General features: G+C 52.2%; 17 protein-coding genes. 9 read left to right on the top strand and 8 right to left on the bottom strand.

What is annotated here, in order from left to right; all coding sequences use genetic code 11:
- The first annotated feature begins 26 nt into the window (after positions 1–26).
- The 4 genes from rraA (at position 27) to METMA_RS0113515 (ending at position 2,412) form a co-directional block, all read left to right on the top strand.
- Positions 27–512, top strand: coding sequence for a ribonuclease E activity regulator RraA (gene rraA / locus METMA_RS0113530; protein WP_020159628.1), 486 nt, complete (start codon positions 27–29; stop codon positions 510–512).
- A gap of 36 nt (positions 513–548) precedes the next feature.
- Entirely contained in the window at positions 549–1,496 is a 948-nt protein-coding gene (gene ispH, locus METMA_RS0113525) for a 4-hydroxy-3-methylbut-2-enyl diphosphate reductase (protein ID WP_020159627.1), read from the top strand.
- A gap of 164 nt (positions 1,497–1,660) precedes the next feature.
- Complete coding sequence (locus tag METMA_RS0113520) at positions 1,661–2,023, top strand: rhodanese-like domain-containing protein (protein ID WP_027147320.1); 363 nt, start codon at positions 1,661–1,663, stop codon at positions 2,021–2,023.
- Complete coding sequence (locus METMA_RS0113515; RefSeq protein ID WP_020159625.1) at positions 2,020–2,412, top strand: RNA-binding S4 domain-containing protein; 393 nt, start codon at positions 2,020–2,022, stop codon at positions 2,410–2,412. Before METMA_RS0113520 ends, METMA_RS0113515 begins: the two co-directional genes overlap by 4 nt.
- On the opposite strand, the gene METMA_RS0113510 is transcribed toward METMA_RS0113515, so the two are convergent.
- The 4 genes from METMA_RS0113510 to METMA_RS24605 form a co-directional block, all read right to left on the bottom strand.
- The gene (locus tag METMA_RS0113510) at positions 2,413–2,745 is read right to left on the bottom strand and encodes a TusE/DsrC/DsvC family sulfur relay protein (protein ID WP_020159624.1); all 333 of its coding nucleotides are present in this window, start codon (positions 2,743–2,745) and stop codon (positions 2,413–2,415) included.
- On the bottom strand, positions 2,736–3,026 hold the full coding sequence (tusB, locus tag METMA_RS0113505; protein ID WP_020159623.1) for a sulfurtransferase complex subunit TusB: 291 nt from the start codon (positions 3,024–3,026) through the stop codon (positions 2,736–2,738). The genes METMA_RS0113510 and tusB overlap by 10 nt, the downstream gene beginning before the upstream one ends.
- Before the next feature lie 2 nt (positions 3,027–3,028).
- Complete coding sequence (locus METMA_RS0113500) at positions 3,029–3,349, bottom strand: DMT family transporter (RefSeq protein WP_020159622.1); 321 nt, start codon at positions 3,347–3,349, stop codon at positions 3,029–3,031.
- Between the two features lie 370 nt (positions 3,350–3,719).
- Positions 3,720–4,094: a hypothetical protein gene (locus METMA_RS24605; protein WP_020159621.1), complete on the bottom strand. Its 375-nt coding sequence runs from the start codon at positions 4,092–4,094 to the stop codon at positions 3,720–3,722.
- An 89-nt stretch (positions 4,095–4,183) separates the two neighbouring features.
- Between METMA_RS24605 and xseA the strand changes: the two genes are divergently transcribed.
- The 3 genes from xseA to METMA_RS0113480 all read left to right on the top strand — a co-directional run bounded on the left by xseA (position 4,184) and on the right by METMA_RS0113480 (position 8,643).
- Positions 4,184–5,536, top strand: a complete 1,353-nt coding sequence (gene xseA / locus METMA_RS0113490) for an exodeoxyribonuclease VII large subunit (protein WP_020159620.1) — start codon at positions 4,184–4,186, stop codon at positions 5,534–5,536.
- Positions 5,537–5,682: 146 nt separating this feature from the next.
- Entirely contained in the window at positions 5,683–7,050 is a 1,368-nt protein-coding gene (gene trkA / locus METMA_RS0113485) for a Trk system potassium transporter TrkA (protein ID WP_027147319.1), read from the top strand.
- Positions 7,051–7,185: 135 nt separating this feature from the next.
- Entirely contained in the window at positions 7,186–8,643 is a 1,458-nt protein-coding gene (locus tag METMA_RS0113480; protein ID WP_027147318.1) for a TrkH family potassium uptake protein, read from the top strand.
- A 22-nt stretch (positions 8,644–8,665) separates the two neighbouring features.
- Here METMA_RS0113480 and thpR read toward each other — a convergent pair whose 3' ends face one another.
- The 4 genes from thpR to METMA_RS0113460 all read right to left on the bottom strand — a co-directional run bounded on the left by thpR (position 8,666) and on the right by METMA_RS0113460 (position 12,456).
- Positions 8,666–9,184: an RNA 2',3'-cyclic phosphodiesterase gene (thpR, locus tag METMA_RS0113475; protein WP_020159617.1), complete on the bottom strand. Its 519-nt coding sequence runs from the start codon at positions 9,182–9,184 to the stop codon at positions 8,666–8,668.
- Positions 9,185–9,347: 163 nt separating this feature from the next.
- Positions 9,348–10,235, bottom strand: a complete 888-nt coding sequence (gene sucD, locus METMA_RS0113470) for a succinate--CoA ligase subunit alpha (RefSeq protein ID WP_020159616.1) — start codon at positions 10,233–10,235, stop codon at positions 9,348–9,350.
- Between the two features lie 12 nt (positions 10,236–10,247).
- Positions 10,248–11,429 carry a malate--CoA ligase subunit beta gene (locus tag METMA_RS0113465; RefSeq protein ID WP_020159615.1) on the bottom strand — a complete coding sequence of 394 codons (1,182 nt, stop codon included), beginning with the start codon at positions 11,427–11,429 and terminating at the stop codon, positions 10,248–10,250.
- A gap of 70 nt (positions 11,430–11,499) precedes the next feature.
- Positions 11,500–12,456, bottom strand: a complete 957-nt coding sequence (locus METMA_RS0113460) for an HpcH/HpaI aldolase/citrate lyase family protein (RefSeq protein ID WP_027147317.1) — start codon at positions 12,454–12,456, stop codon at positions 11,500–11,502.
- Positions 12,457–12,712: 256 nt separating this feature from the next.
- On the opposite strand from METMA_RS0113460, the gene METMA_RS0113455 reads away from it, so the two are divergent.
- Positions 12,713–13,879, top strand: a complete 1,167-nt coding sequence (locus METMA_RS0113455) for an aminotransferase class V-fold PLP-dependent enzyme (RefSeq protein ID WP_027147316.1) — start codon at positions 12,713–12,715, stop codon at positions 13,877–13,879.
- Between the two features lie 130 nt (positions 13,880–14,009).
- Entirely contained in the window at positions 14,010–14,981 is a 972-nt protein-coding gene (locus METMA_RS0113450) for a 2-hydroxyacid dehydrogenase (RefSeq protein ID WP_027147315.1), read from the top strand.
- The last annotated feature ends 4 nt before the right edge of the window (positions 14,982–14,985 follow it).

Below are 14,985 nucleotides of genomic sequence, written 5' to 3'. Positions count from 1 at the left end.
GCAGCCCCACAGCCTGGATTTAGACTATGAATTTCACGACAGCCGACCTTTGCGATGCACATTCCGAGGAAGAACACTTCCAGATTGCCGAACCCCTGTTCAGATCCTATGGGGCGAATCCTGCCTTTTGCGGCCAAATAACCACGCTGAAAGTGTTCGAAGATAATGTATTGGTCCGGCAAACGCTGGAAGAAAAAGTGGACAACCGGGTATTGGTCGTCGACGGCGGCGGCTCGCATCGCTGCGCCTTGCTGGGCAGCAATCTGGCCAGGCTTGCCGTTGACAACGGCTGGCAAGGCATTATTATCTATGGCTGCGTGCGCGATTCCGCAATAATTGACCAACTGCCTATCGGCATACGCGCATTGCATACGCATCCGTTGAAAAGCCACAAGCGAGGCCATGGCGAACGCGACCAGCCAGTCTTTTTCGCCGGCGTCACTTTCAAAAAAGATCATTTTCTGTATGCCGATACCGATGGAATTATCGTATCGGATACGATGTTGAGTTAGAATAATCCCAAATTAACCAAGTAAAGAAGTCAAGATATGCAAATTGTACTCGCTAACCCTCGCGGATTCTGTGCCGGTGTCGACCGGGCTATCGAAATTGTGGATCAGGCCCTGGAAACTTTCGGGGCGCCGATTTATGTCCGCCATGAGGTGGTCCACAACCGAACGGTGGTTGAAGGGCTGAAAGAAAAAGGCGCTATTTTTATCGAGGATTTAACCGATGTACCGGTCGGCTCGTATCTGATCTTCAGCGCGCACGGCGTATCCAAACAAGTACAACAAGAAGCCGAAGAACGCAATTTGACCGTTTTCGACGCTACCTGCCCGCTGGTTACGAAAGTGCATCTGCAAGTCGCCAAGCACGCCAAATCCGACCGGGAAGTGATTCTGATAGGTCATGCCGGCCACCCGGAAGTCGAAGGTACGATGGGGCAATACGAAAAATGTACCGAAAACGGCGGCATCTACCTGGTGGAAACGCCGGAAGACGTTGAAAACCTGGAAGTCAACAATCCCGACAACCTGGCCTACGTCACGCAAACGACATTATCCATGACTGACACCAAAATCATGGTCGACGCCTTAAGAACACGGTTCAGCGGCATTCAGGAACAGAAAAAAGACGATATCTGTTACGCGACCCAGAATCGTCAGGATGCGGTCCATGAACTGGCCAAGACCTCCGATATCATCCTCGTCGTCGGCTCGCCCAACAGCTCCAATTCCAACCGCCTGCGCGAGATCGCCGAACAGCTCGGCAAACCTGCTTACCTGATCGATACGGCGCAAGACATGCGCCAGGAATGGTTTGACGGAATTAATGTAGTCGGCGTGACGGCCGGCGCCTCGGCGCCGGAGGTCCTGGTTCAGGAGGTCATCAATCAGCTCAAGCAATGGGGCGGCACATCGACTACCGAGATTCAGGGCATAGAAGAAAAAGTCGTGTTCTCCTTACCCAAGGAATTGAAAAAGCACATGAACTGACGGTGCGCCGGATGACTGCCACGGCAGTCATCCAATCCGGACTTTTCGCCGCCAATTGCTTCAAGTCATTGTTTTCATAAGAGCAATAATCAACCCGCAAAAAAGACTGGCCGCACAATATTATTTATTGCTAATATGTTTCTTATTTTTTTCAGGAGACGACCATGACCTTAACCCCAATGGATCTTGTTGCCCAGGCCAAACAACAGATTACTGAAATAAATATTGATGAAGCCAAAAACGAACTCGGAACGAGCCTGATCCTGGACGTCAGGGAACCGGCTGAATACGCGGCGGGCCATTTGCCCGGCGCCGTCAATATCCCGCGCGGGGTATTGGAATTCAAAATAGGCGCGCACCCCGATTTTCAGGATAAACAGGGCGAAAAAATCATTGTTTATTGCCAGACCGGCGGCCGTTCCGCCTTGGCTGCCGAAGCATTGAACAAAATCGGATACGGCAATGCCGTCAGTATGGCGGGCGGTTTCAAAGCCTGGACGGACAGCGGTAATAAAGTAAGCGCGTGACAGAACTCGAATCCGTACGTTTGGATAAGTGGCTATGGGCTGCGCGTTTTTTTAAAACGCGCAAGCTGGCCGCTGACGCCGTTTCCGGCGGCAAGGTTCATCTTAACGGCCAACGCACGAAACCTAGCAAGGAAGTCAAACCCGGCGCCACACTCTCGATCAGTAAAGATCACTATACCTGGGACATCACCGTTATCGCGGTCAGTGAGCAACGCCGCCCGGCCAAAGAGGCGGTCCTGCTCTATGAAGAATCCGCCGAAAGCCAGGCGAAACGCCAGCAGCAAATTATTCAGCAACGTGAACAGCGGGAATTATTCGGCCTGAGCTACAGGGAACACAAACCGAACAAGAAAGAGAGACGCCTGATTCACCGCTTCAAACAAGGGTGATTATAGACAGGTTGGCGGTTTGGGCAGCCCGGCCAGTTTGCAGGCATATTTTAAAGGGCCCTCGGGAAACAGTTTATGCAAATACCGGCTGTTGCCTTTTTCCTCGCCCAATGCCTTGGCAACGGCCTTGGTAAACACCCGCGCATTCGGCAAGTGCTTGAACTGCTGATAGTAATCGCGGATAAACCCGATGATTTCCCAATGCCGCTCATCCAGCTCGATATCGTCCAATTCGGCCAACCGCCTTGCGACCTCTTCATCCCAATCACCGGCATTGACCAGAAAACCCTGATCGGTTAAGTCCAGCTCCCGACCATGAACACTCAAGACCATGTTTGAATCACGTGATTGTTGACGGTCAACGCGACCAGCTCGTCATAACCGATGATATCGATGCCTTCGACCAGTTCATCCACGGCGATGCCGCGCACAGCCATATCTTCCGACAAGACGCACAGGCGGTTCGTGCTGAGCAGCTGCGTCAATGACGCGCTCAGCAGACCATTTTTCAGCAGCCTTAGCACGGCGTTTTCAAGAAACACGGCCACATCGCCGGTCTCAATGCGCTCCAGAACGGCCGCCTCTATCGGTGACTGAAAAACAAGATGCAGCATTGTCAGGCGCTATCCGTTAATTTAAGCCCTACAATGCCGGAAATGACCAGCGTAATCGACAGCAACCGGTACAGATCCGCCGATTCCTTGAACAGAAAGATGCCCACTATGGCCACGCCTACCGCTCCCATGCCTGTCCAGACCGCATAAGCGGTACCGAGCGGCAAGGATTTGATTGCCAGCATCAGCAGATAAAAACTGCTGCCGCCTGAAATCATGGTCAGAATACTGGGCCACAACCGGGTAAAACCCTCATTAAATTTAAGACTTAAGGCAAACACTATTTCCGCCAAACCTGCAGAAAACAACAGCAACCACGCCAACGCACACCTCTACTTCATACATAAAAAAATATCGCCTATTTTACAACAGGCAAGTCAATAGCATGCGAAATTTTAATGCCCACTGAGGATTGGGCCGTCAATAATTCCCTGTTTAATATAGGATGTGCCGACGGCAGGAGGCGCACTTGTGCCCTTTAGGGTATCATTCGCGAGCGATGCGATTTACTGCACGACCTTGAGCGCCTGCTTTTGGTCGGCACATCCCATGCAAGGTGTTAATTTCAGAAAGGCATTTTCAGCCAAATACTGAGAAAATCAAGTGATCCTGTTGAATTACAAGACTGAAAAGATAACGCCGATTTTTGAACCGGCGTTATTTGAACGAAAAAGACAAACACCCTGCCCTGGTTTAATAGCGCCGTCCATATCTGTCGTATTGATCATTCCGACTCAGAGCCGAGATCCGGCCGGAAACCTGATTCAGTTTCCTCTTTAAAATAGTGCGTTCGGGGCGGGTCAACACGCCGTCGCGTTTAAACCGGCTCTCAAGTCTGGCGATTTTCTGCTGCTGTTTCCTGAGGTTTTTTACTTCTCTCGGGGAAAGCTGTCCGCGACGAATGCCTTTCTCGATCTGCCGCTGATGCTGCTGCTGATGCCCATCAATCCAATCACCATGCCTGCCGTAATGGCGATAATCAGAAGCGTAATGCCCCCTGAAATCGGCCTGTGCAAATGATGCAAACAATAAACCCGCAAATAAACCGATAACTCTTAAACTTTTCATGGCAAACCTCCATCATTAGGGTTGACTGCAGATTAAAAGGCAAGGCATGAATGCAAACTGAACAGTACAGGAAGTGATAAAATTATTGCATGACGATTATCCTTCCCTCCGCACAACGCAAAATATACACGGTTACTCAACTCAACCGTGAAACCAGCCTGCTGCTCGGCGAGCATTTCCTGGCTATCCTGGTCGAAGGTGAAATATCCAACTTAAGCACACCGGCTTCCGGACATATTTATTTTTCCTTGAAAGATGCCAATGCCCAGATCCGTTGCGCCATGTTTAAGAACATGCGGCGCAGATTCGGGTTCAGACCAGAAAACGGCAAGCAAGTCATCGTCAAGGCGCAAGTCAGCCTTTATGAGCCCAGAGGCGATTATCAACTGATCGTCGAACAGATCGAGGAAGCCGGCGACGGTGCCTTGCGCAGAGCTTTTGATGCCTTGAAGCTCAAGTTGTCGATGGAAGGCCTGTTCGATGCCGCCAATAAGCTGAGCCTGCCGACCCTGCCGAATACCATCGGCGTAATCACCTCCCCGACAGGAGCCGCCATCCGGGACATACTGACTGTCCTGCGCAGGCGTTTCGCGGCAGTACCGGTCATCGTTTATCCGGTGGCCGTGCAGGGAGACAATGCCAGACATGAAATTGCCAGAGCCATAGACACCGCCAACAAACAAGCCCTGTGCGATGTGCTTATTCTTAGCCGGGGCGGCGGATCGCTGGAAGACTTGTGGGCTTTCAACGAGGAAATCGTGGCGCGCGCCATTTTTGCCAGCGACATCCCGATCATCACGGGCATAGGCCATGAAACCGATTTTACCATTGCCGATTTCGTCGCCGACCTGCGCGCGCCAACGCCATCGGCCGCCGCCGAGCACGCCGTTCCCGATCAACAAACCTGGCTGACGCAATTCGTTTATTTGGAATCCCGGCTGCACCAGCTGCTGCAACGCAAACTAAACCAGTCCCGACAGTCACTGGATTGGCTGCTCAAGCGGCTGCAACAACAACACCCGGGGCAGAAACTGACAAGAAACATGCAGCGCATGGATGAACTCGAATCGCGGCTTCATCAAGCCATGCACGTCAGACTGCGCCAGCATGCCCAGCTGCTGGAAGCCAAAACGGCCAAACTATGGCAACACATCCCCAGCGTTGCGATCAACAGCCATAAGCAGCGCCAACGTTACCTGAGCGAACGCCTGAACAGTGCCATCCGCCACCGCCTGGAGCAACTGAACCAGCGCCTGTTAAACGCCGGCCAGACGCTCAATGCCGTCAGTCCACTGGCAACACTGAACCGCGGTTATTCAATAACCAGTCATTTGCCGTCCGGAAAAATCATCACATCCACCGAGCAACTGAAAGCCGGCGATATCGTTCAGACCCGCCTTGCGCAAGGCCAAATCACGAGCCAAATCAAGACCATTGAATAGAATGGAGTGGAAATATCCTGACTATACCTGATGCGAATCATTTTATTTTTGTTGCGATAAACCCAAAACAACTATAAAGTTGCGCGATTTTATCGCGTGTCGGGTCACACAAGACACATAACCTGAATTGGGTTGTTGATACTATTATGCGAATACTGATTCTTGGCGCCGGCATGACCGGCGCCTCAGTCGCCGAGGCATTGGCGAGTGAAGAAAACGATATTGTTGTCATTGATTATAAAGCGCATCTGCTGGATGCTTTGAAAGAACGCTTCGATATTGCCACGGTTGTCGGCAATGCCGCGCATCCCAGCGTTCTGGAGCAGGCCGGGGTACACAATACCGACATGGTTATTGCCGTAACCGATCGCGATGAGACCAATATGCTGGCTTGTACGATCATCAACAAGCTCTATAGCCGCCCGAAAACGATCGCCCGCATCCGCGCCATCGATTATCTGCAAAATCCCAAACTGTTCGCTCCCGGCGGCATTCCTGTCGATATCGTGATCAGCCCCGAACAAATCGTCATGGAATCGATACGCAACCTGATTGAACTGCCGGGTGTTCTACAAATTACCGATTTCGCCGATGGCTTGGTGCGGCTGTTTTCAGTGAAAGTGGGCGCGGACGGCTTTTTAACCGGTAAAAAAATCAAGGAATTAAAAAAACGCCTGTCCGGCGGCAAAATTCGTATAGCGGCCATTTTCCGGCAAGGGCGGCCTTTGGTTGCCAACGGCGAAGCCTTTATCGCCACAGGCGATGAGGTGTTTATCGTGGCTCCGCGCAAGGAAGTGCAGCAGGTATTGAAAGAGCTTCGTAAACTGGAAGCGCCATTAAAGCGCATTATCATCGCCGGCGGCGGCCATATCGGCAAGCGCTTGGCGCTAGCGCTGGAAAAAGACCATCAAGTCAAAATAATCGAGCGGAATCCGGATCGTGCCCAGAAAATCGCCAATGATCTTGATCATACCGTGGTGCTGCAGGGCGATTGCACCGATGAATCCTTGCTGCTTGATGAGTCCGTCGATAAAACCGATCTATTCTGCGCGGTGACCGATCATGACGGCGAAAACATCATCTCGGCTTCCCTGGCCAAGCAATTAGGCGTACGCAAAGCAATATGCCTGCTTAACAATCGGTCTTACACAAAGTTATTGCCCGGCACGGGCATTGATGTGTCTGTCCTGCCCAACTTTGAAACGCTGGGCAGCATTTTAAAATACGTCAGGCGCGGCGACGTGGCGCGCGTCAGTTCCTTATGCGGAGGCACGGCCGAAGCGATCGAGGCCATTGCCCACATGGGTAATGGCCAGAATTCGGTGGTAGGACTGCAAGTGGACGCGATTCAATGGCCGGAAGGCATCGTGCTAGGGGCTTTGATTCGCAACCGCCAGGTTATTTCAATACACCACGATACGATCTTCGAGGAAGGCGATCATGTCGTCATGTTTGCACTGGATAAAAAACTGGTCACCTATATCGAGCAGAAATTCCAACCGCTCAACAAGTAGTTTTCCCAACAATGCCCTCTCTCATCATTGTGCAGGATTCTTGTTTCACCGCCGCTATACAACTTGTTATATTTCGAGTGCCATGGCATTCATCGCGGCCGCTACTTTAAACATATACACAATTTAAGCGTTTCCATGAATGTCATTTTCACTACCATCCATATTTTTGGCCTGATCACGATTGGCTTCAGCGCCTTGATGGCTACCTGCCTGATGACATCTTTTATCAGCCATGACGGCGCCATTATCGCTTTCTTTGAAGGTACAGGAATTACTTTACTGCTGGGCGCTTTAATGTTTTTTCCAACATTGCGAACACCTAAAAAAGTATCGCGGCAAACGAGTTTTCTGCTGGTGTCCATGACGTGGTCGTTGATTCCGGTATTTTGCACGTTGCCGCTGATAATCTATATGCCGGAAATCAGCTATATCGATGCGTATTTCGAGGCTGTCTCAGGCCTGACCACGACCGGAGCGACCACATTGACCGGACTGGATGATTTACCGATGTCGATTAATCTCTGGCGCCACGAATTGAATTGGGTCGGCGGCATGGGCATCATCATTCTGGCGGTAGCCATATTACCGATCCTCGGTATCGGCGGCATGCAGCTATACAAGGCCGAAGCGCCCGGCGCGGTCAAGGAGTCCGAGCTGCCGCCACGCATCGCGCAGACGGCTAAAGCGCTGTGGCTGGTATACGCAGGCTTCACATTAACCTGCATCATCGCCTTGAAATTGGCCGGCATGACCTGGTTTGATTCTGTCTGCCATGCGTTTTCCGCTATGAGTTTGGGTGGATTTTCAACGCACGATGCCAGTATCGGTTTTTTCGATTCGCCCGCCATTGAAATGGTGCTGACCAGCTTCCAGTTACTGGCGGCCATTAATTTCGCGACCCATTATATCGCCATCCGAAAACAGACCTTGAAACCTTATGCCAAGGATATGGAAGCGAGAAGCTTTCTGGCGCTGGTACTGGGAAGTTGTCTCGTAGCAGCTACGGTATTGTGGCACGCCGATACTTATCCTGACTTTCTCACGGCGTTACGCCATGCCGCTTTCAACATGGTCACCATCGCTACCTCTAGCGGATATTCCAGCCAGGATTTCAATCAGTGGCCAATTTTCGTGTCAATGTCGATGTTATTCCTGAGCTGTATTTCCGCTTCTTCCGGTTCCACCGGCGGCGGCATTCGCATGATCCGCACGATTATTCTAGTGAAACAATCACGTCTTGAGCTCTATAAATTCATCCATCCTTTTTCTATTAAACCGTTGAAAATAGGCACCAATATCATCAGTCATAATATTGTCGCGTCCGTGACAGGCTTTATTTTTCTGTATTTTATTATTATCGTTATTATGGTGTTCATGATGCTACTGAGCGGCATGGACTTCCTTACCGCGTTCACGGCCGTCATCGCCAGCTTTAACAACACGGGCCCCGGTCTCAATCAAGTCGGCCCCGCCGCCAATTATGCCGGCCTGAACGATTTCCAGACTGGCGTTTGCATCATTGCCATGCTGCTGGGCCGCGTGCAAATTTTCTCGATGATCATCCTGTTTGTGCCTGAATTCTGGAAAAAATAAGGCGGTCACTGCCTCTATCGTTCTAGCCTACGGTTTTGATCAAGGGCCATTTCCGCAGCACTTTATAGATCACACCCTCCGACGTGCCGCAGGATTCCATCAGGCAAAAGGAATCAGCGCGCCAAATGATGGGAGCGAACTCCTGCACGATAGCACGCGCCTGCCTGGCCAAGGTTATATGCGGCGTGTAAGGCCTCGTATCGGTTTCCACGCCGCAGTCCGCCACCGCTTGATCCAGCGCGTCCGCCAGGTCCACCACCTCATGCCCAAATTGCCGGCAGGTCAGGCATAAAATCCTGGGCCTGCTCCAATAGCTCAGCTGGTCAAAGGTCAACACGAAAGGCTCGGCCGAAATATCGGCGACGCGCTCCTTGATCATGGCTTCAGTCGCCTCATCGACATTGCCTAGAAATACCAGCGTGACGTGCAGATTTTGCCCAGATACCCATTTCATCCTTTTAGCTTCCATGGATGTCTGCAAGCGCATGAGGCCCTGCCTGGTTTCATCGTCCGGCCATAAAGCAAAAAACAATTTTTTCATTATTCATCTCTGTTAAATCATGTCGAGTTTCTTTGTATAAATATTCGGCTCCCCCGTCAAGCAAAGCACACTGCCACCGGCTTGCAACGCTCTAAAACGACAAAAGCCGCATCCCACTGACGCAGGATGCGGCTTTTTGTTTGCAGTAAGTAAATGCCTGAACTTACAGTTTAGCCAATACGGAGGCCACCGTTTCGCCCATCGCGGACGGAGTCGGACAAATCGTCACGCCCAGTTCCTTCAACATCGCAACTTTTTCGGCCGCGCTTTCGCCTATGGATGAAATGATCGCGCCGGCATGCCCCATGCGACGGCCTTCCGGCGCGGTTAAACCGGCGATATAAGCCACGACCGGCTTGCTCATGTGTTCTTTGGCGAACAGGCCGGCCTCCACTTCCTGGGGACCGCCGATCTCGCCAATCATGACCACGACTTTGGTTTCCGGATCCTGTTCAAATCTCTCCAGAATATCGCGGTGTGAGCTGCCGTTGATCGGATCGCCGCCGATACCGACCGAGGTGGAAACGCCTATGCCCAAGCGTTTCATCTGGTCGGCGGCTTCATAACCCAGAGTACCCGAACGGCCGACGATACCGACGTTGCCCTTCATATAGATGTGTCCAGGCATAATACCGAGCATGGCGCGCCCCGGGCTGATCGTGCCGGCGCAGTTAGGGCCGGTCAGCACCATTCTTTCTTCTTTCGGGAAGCGGCGCAGAAAGTTTTTCACTTTCATCATGTCCTGTGTAGGAATGCCGTCGGTAATGGCCACGCAATATTTAATGCCGGCATCGGCCGCTTCCATGATTGAATCAGCCGCGAAAGCGGGCGGAACGAAGATAATACTGGCCTCGGCACCGGCTTTCTGCACGGACTCCTTGACCGTATTGAAGACAGGCAGCCCCAGATGCGTCTGACCGCCCTTGCCCGGCGTGATGCCGCCGACGACATTGGACCCGTAATTAATCATATCCTGGGCATGGAAGGAACCGATTTTGCCGGTAAAGCCCTGAACAATAATGCGTGTGTTTTCGTTAATTAAAATAGCCATTTATAGTTTCCCCTAGCCTGCTTTTGCGACAGCTTCATTACGCGCCTGAACCGCTTTTTCAGCAGCTTCTGCCAATGTTTCTGCCGTAATGATAGGCAAACCACTCTCAGCAATAATTCTGCGGCCCTCTTCCACGTTCGTACCGGATAAACGCACGATCAACGGAATTTTCATGTCGATTTTCTTGACCGCCTCGACCACGCCTTCGGCGATCCAGTCGCAACGGTTGATACCGGCGAAAATGTTGACCAGCATCGCTTTGACGTTTTCATCGGCCAGTACCAGCCGGAAGGCTTTTTCGGTACGCTCGGCCGAGGCGCCGCCGCCGACATCCAGGAAATTGGCAGGCTCGCCGCCGGCTAGTTTAATCATATCCATCGTCGCCATGGCCAGACCGGCGCCGTTGATCATGCAGCCGATATCGCCGTCCAGGCCGACATAGCTCAAGCCACGGTCCGCCGCAGCCATCTCGCGCGCATCTTCCTGCGTCTTGTCGCGCAACTCGGCCACCTTGGGCTGACGGAACAGGGCGTTGTCGTCAAATCCCATTTTCGCATCCAGCGCCAGCAGCTCGCCGCTGCCGGTAATAACCAGCGGGTTGATTTCCAGCATGTTGGCATCCAGGTCACGCAAGGCACGGTAGCAGCCTTTAATGGTTTTGACGGCATGACTCAGCATGGCCGCATCCATGCCCAAGGCAAACGCCATTTCACGCGCCTGATAATCCTGCAGCCCTACCGCGGGCTCAATATAGATTTTGGTAATGGCTTCAGGATTGGTTTCGGCCAGTTCCTCGATCTCCATACCGCCCTGCGCGGAGCCGACCATGACGATACGTTCCGAGCCGCGGTCAACCAAAAAACAGAAATACAGCTCTTTGGCGATATCGGTTCCGGCTTCGACATACAGCCTTGAGCAGACTTTACCGGCCGGTCCCGTCTGGTGCGTGACCAGTCTTTTGCCTAACAGCGCTTCCGCGGCCGCCTCAACTTCTCTATCGCTTTTACAGATTTTAATGCCGCCGGCTTTACCACGAGCTCCCGAATGAATCTGTGCCTTGACAGCCCAAACATTGCCCCCGATTTCCCTGGAACGTTGCACGGCATCCTCAGGACTGTAAGCCATCCCACCTTCAGCGATTTTAACCCCGTAACCGCTTAAAATTTCTTTCGCTTGATACTCATGAATATCCACAGCATCTCTCTCTTTAATATTTGAAAATTACCAGCACAGGCCGTAAATCAAGTACGGCTTGTCTCTGTTGTTAGTTATTTTTGCTTTTCGCGGCAATGGCTTCGGCCGCCCTGACCACATTGTTCGCCATTCTTTCCGAAGCGGCGTCGATCAGGCGACCGTCCAGTGCCGCCGCGCCTTTGCCCTGTGCGGCCGCTTCTTTTAGCGCGGCTAATATGCGTTGCGCTTTCTCGACTTCAGCCGCGGGCGGTGTAAATACATCATTGGCCAATTCCACCTGAGACGGATGAATCGCCCATTTGCCCTCGCAGCCTAGCGCGGCCGCCCGTCTTGCAGCCTGCTTATAGCCGTCGGGATCCTTGATATCGCCGAACGGCCCGTCAATAGGCCGCAGGCCGAATGCGCGGCAGGCGACGGTCATGCGGCTGATCGCGGCATGCCATTGATCGCCCGGATAATCAGGATTCAGCCCGCCGATGTTGGTGGTTCTGGCGCGATTACTGGCCGCATAGTCGGCCACGCCGAAATGCAGGGCCTCCAGACGGCCGGTCGCGCCGTTGCGCGCGATATCTTCGACATTGGCCATGCCCAGCGCCGTTTCAATCAGCGCTTCGATGCCGATTTTATTTTTCAGCCCCTGCTGCATTTCCAACTGATTGAGCATTGCCTCAACCATATAGACATCGGCATAAACGCCGACTTTCGGAATCAGGATGGTGTCAATTTTGCTGCCGGCCTGTTCGACCAGATCAACCACGTCGCGAACCATGTACTGAGTATCGAGGCCATTGATACGTACTGAAACGGTAACCCCATGCCCTTTCCAATCCAGATCATTGATCGCTTCGATGACATTTTTGCGCGCCTGCAGCTTGTCATCGGGAGCAACCGCATCCTCAAGGTCAAGAAAGATGAAATCCACGCCGCTCTTCATCGCTTTTTCGAACATGCCGGGGTTTGAGCCCGGAACCGCTAATTCACAGCGCTGAACTCGTTGAACTGACGCTTCATATAATGTGTGACTCATTGATACCTTCCAACTTTATTATTAAACTAGGGCCCTGATTTCAGTGCTTAAATGGCCTTCCCCGGCCTAAACCGGACATAAATCAACCCAACATTTTACTTTCAGAGTCGTCAAAGTCAATTTTTAAAGCGCATTTTACCAATCAAATCTTGCTGATTTATAGCGGCTATGTCATGATTGGCCATTTTTCGAGCCTTAAAAGGCTCAACCTTGTTTTATTCAACATCCAACTATTAAATTATAAAGAGGCGATACAATGGCTGGTCGTAACCACCTATATATTCCTGGCCCGACTAACGTGCCAAGTGAAGTTCTGAATGCTATGCATGTCAACATGGAAGATCATCGCTCACCCATCTTCCCCAAGCTGCTGAAGCCTCTTTTACAGGACCTGAAAAAAGTATTTAAAACAGAAACCGGGCAAGCATTTGTTTTTCCGGCCACAGGCACAGCGGGCTGGGAAATCGCCTTAACCAATACCTTAAATCCAGGCGATAAAGTATTGATCTATCGTTTCGGCCAATTCAGCCATTTATGGGCCGAAATGGCAAAACGCCTGGGCTTTGATGTCGAAATCCATCAGGAAGCCTGGGGCAAAGGCATTCCTCTGGATAAACTGGAAGCCCGTTTAAAAGAAGACAGCCAGCACGAGATCAAAGCCGTTCTGGCGACCCACAATGAAACCGCAACCGGCGTTACCAGCGACATCGGCGGCGTCCGCAAAGCCATGAACGCCGCCAACCACCCGGCACTGCTATTCGTTGACGGCGTCAGCTCGATTGCCAGCCTGGATTTCCGCATGGATGAATGGGGCGTTGACGGCGCCATCAGCGGCTCGCAAAAAGGCTTTATGCTGCCGGCCGGCGGTGCTTTCGTGGCTTTCAGCCAAAAAGCCCTGCAAGCCTGTGAAACATCCACTTATCCACGCTGCTTCCTGGACCTGAAAGACCAGATGTCGGCGAATAAAGACGGCTATACTCCCTACACCCCTTCACTGCCGATTTTATACGGTTTGCGCAAAGCGCTGGACCTGTTATTCGAGGAAGGACTGGAAAATGTGTATGCGCGCCACCACCGCCTGGCTGAAGGCACACGTAAAGCCGTTGAGGCATGGGGGTTGAAATTATGCGCGCAACCCGGTTTCGAATCCGACACCGTTTCCGCGATCGTCGTGCCGGAAGGCAAGGATGCCCGCGATGTGATCAGCACGGCATTCAACAAGTACAATATCTCACTGGGCGCGGGCCTGTCTGAAGTAGCCGGCAAAGTCTTCCGTATCGGCCATGTCGGCGATATGAATGATGTATCCATGCTGGGCGCGATCGCCGGCGTTGAAATGGCGATGCTCGATAACGGCTTCGATATCAAGCCTGGCTCAGGCGTTGCCGCGGCGATTGAATATTACCGGTCCACGGCAAAATAACGCGACGGCCTAATCAGCAGGAAACCCAAACAAAGGCATCCCGTTAATAACGGCGATGCCTTTGTGCTTTATAGCGTTATATTTTCAAATCGAAAACAATCCCTATAAGTTGCTTACCTGGAGGATATTAATGAGCAAACCCAAAGTCTTCATCACGCGCAAGTGGCCCGAGTCCGTTGAAGCCAAGCTGAAAGAGCTTTATGACGTTACCTTAAACGAATACGACCGTCCGCTGTCCGCCGCTCATTTCAGAGACGCGCTGCAACACTACGATGCCGTATGCCCGACCGTTTGCGATTCATTCCCCGCGGAGGTCATCAATGTCCCGAACAAGCGCTGCAAAATCCTGGGCAATTTCGGCGTCGGCTTCAACCATATCGATATCAATGCCGCAAAAGAACAGGGACTGGTCGTCACCAACACCCCGGGCGTATTAACCGAAAGCACCGCCGATATCGCCATGACCCTGTTATTGATGTCGGCGCGGCGCGGCGCCGAAGGCGACCGCTTGGTCCGGGCCCGGCAATGGACCGGCTGGTGCCCGACGCATATGATGAGTTCCGATGTCACGGGCGCCGCATTAGGCCTGATCGGATTTGGCCGCATTGCCCAGGCCATGGCGCGAAAAGCTCATCATGGCTTCAACATGAAAATCTATTACTTCAGTCCCCGAGCCGCGGATCAGCATGTCGTTGACGATCTGGACGCGACACGCTGTGAAACACTTGAAGAGCTTATGCAGGTTTCCGACTACGTTTCACTGCACTGTCCAGGCGGTGCAGAAACGCATCATTTAATCAATGAACAGCGACTCAGCCAGATGAAGCCGACAGCGCATTTGATCAATACCGCGCGCGGCGACGTCGTCGACAGCAAGGCCTTGATCAAGGCATTGAAAGAAAAAAGAATAGCCGGCGCTGGCCTCGATGTCTACGAAGGCGAACCTGACATTGACGAAGGCTTTCTGTCGCTGGAGAATGTTTCGCTGTTACCGCATTTAGGCAGTGCTACGATTGCCACGCGTACGGCGATGGGTGAAAAAGTACTGGAAAATCTGGCGGCCTTTTTCGCCGGCCAGGAACCGCCCGACCGGATGGCTTGATTAA

Source organism: Methylobacter marinus A45 (genome assembly GCF_000383855.1).
Classification (GTDB): domain Bacteria; phylum Pseudomonadota; class Gammaproteobacteria; order Methylococcales; family Methylomonadaceae; genus Methylobacter; species Methylobacter marinus.
The sequence above is the reverse complement of the archived record's forward strand: the minus strand, read 5'-3'. Positions and strand labels throughout refer to the sequence as shown.

Bases quoted from the DNA above. Each gene is read 5' to 3' on its own strand.
- METMA_RS0113450 (WP_027147315.1), top strand. From the start codon at position 14,010: ATGAGCAAACCCAAAGTCTTCATCACGCGCAAGTGGCCCGAGTCCGTT.
- thpR (WP_020159617.1), bottom strand. From the start codon at position 9,184: ATGAAAAAATTGTTTTTTGCTTTATGGCCGGACGATGAAACCAGGCAG.
- trkA (WP_027147319.1), top strand. From the start codon at position 5,683: ATGCGAATACTGATTCTTGGCGCCGGCATGACCGGCGCCTCAGTCGCC.
- xseA (WP_020159620.1), top strand. From the start codon at position 4,184: ATGACGATTATCCTTCCCTCCGCACAACGCAAAATATACACGGTTACT.
- METMA_RS0113455 (WP_027147316.1), top strand. From the start codon at position 12,713: ATGGCTGGTCGTAACCACCTATATATTCCTGGCCCGACTAACGTGCCA.
- sucD (WP_020159616.1), bottom strand. From the start codon at position 10,235: ATGGCTATTTTAATTAACGAAAACACACGCATTATTGTTCAGGGCTTT.
- ispH (WP_020159627.1), top strand. From the start codon at position 549: ATGCAAATTGTACTCGCTAACCCTCGCGGATTCTGTGCCGGTGTCGAC.
- METMA_RS0113480 (WP_027147318.1), top strand. From the start codon at position 7,186: ATGAATGTCATTTTCACTACCATCCATATTTTTGGCCTGATCACGATT.
- METMA_RS0113460 (WP_027147317.1), bottom strand. From the start codon at position 12,456: ATGAGTCACACATTATATGAAGCGTCAGTTCAACGAGTTCAGCGCTGT.
- tusB (WP_020159623.1), bottom strand. From the start codon at position 3,026: ATGCTGCATCTTGTTTTTCAGTCACCGATAGAGGCGGCCGTTCTGGAG.
- METMA_RS0113510 (WP_020159624.1), bottom strand. From the start codon at position 2,745: ATGGTCTTGAGTGTTCATGGTCGGGAGCTGGACTTAACCGATCAGGGT.
- METMA_RS0113520 (WP_027147320.1), top strand. From the start codon at position 1,661: ATGACCTTAACCCCAATGGATCTTGTTGCCCAGGCCAAACAACAGATT.
- rraA (WP_020159628.1), top strand. From the start codon at position 27: ATGAATTTCACGACAGCCGACCTTTGCGATGCACATTCCGAGGAAGAA.
- METMA_RS24605 (WP_020159621.1), bottom strand. From the start codon at position 4,094: ATGAAAAGTTTAAGAGTTATCGGTTTATTTGCGGGTTTATTGTTTGCA.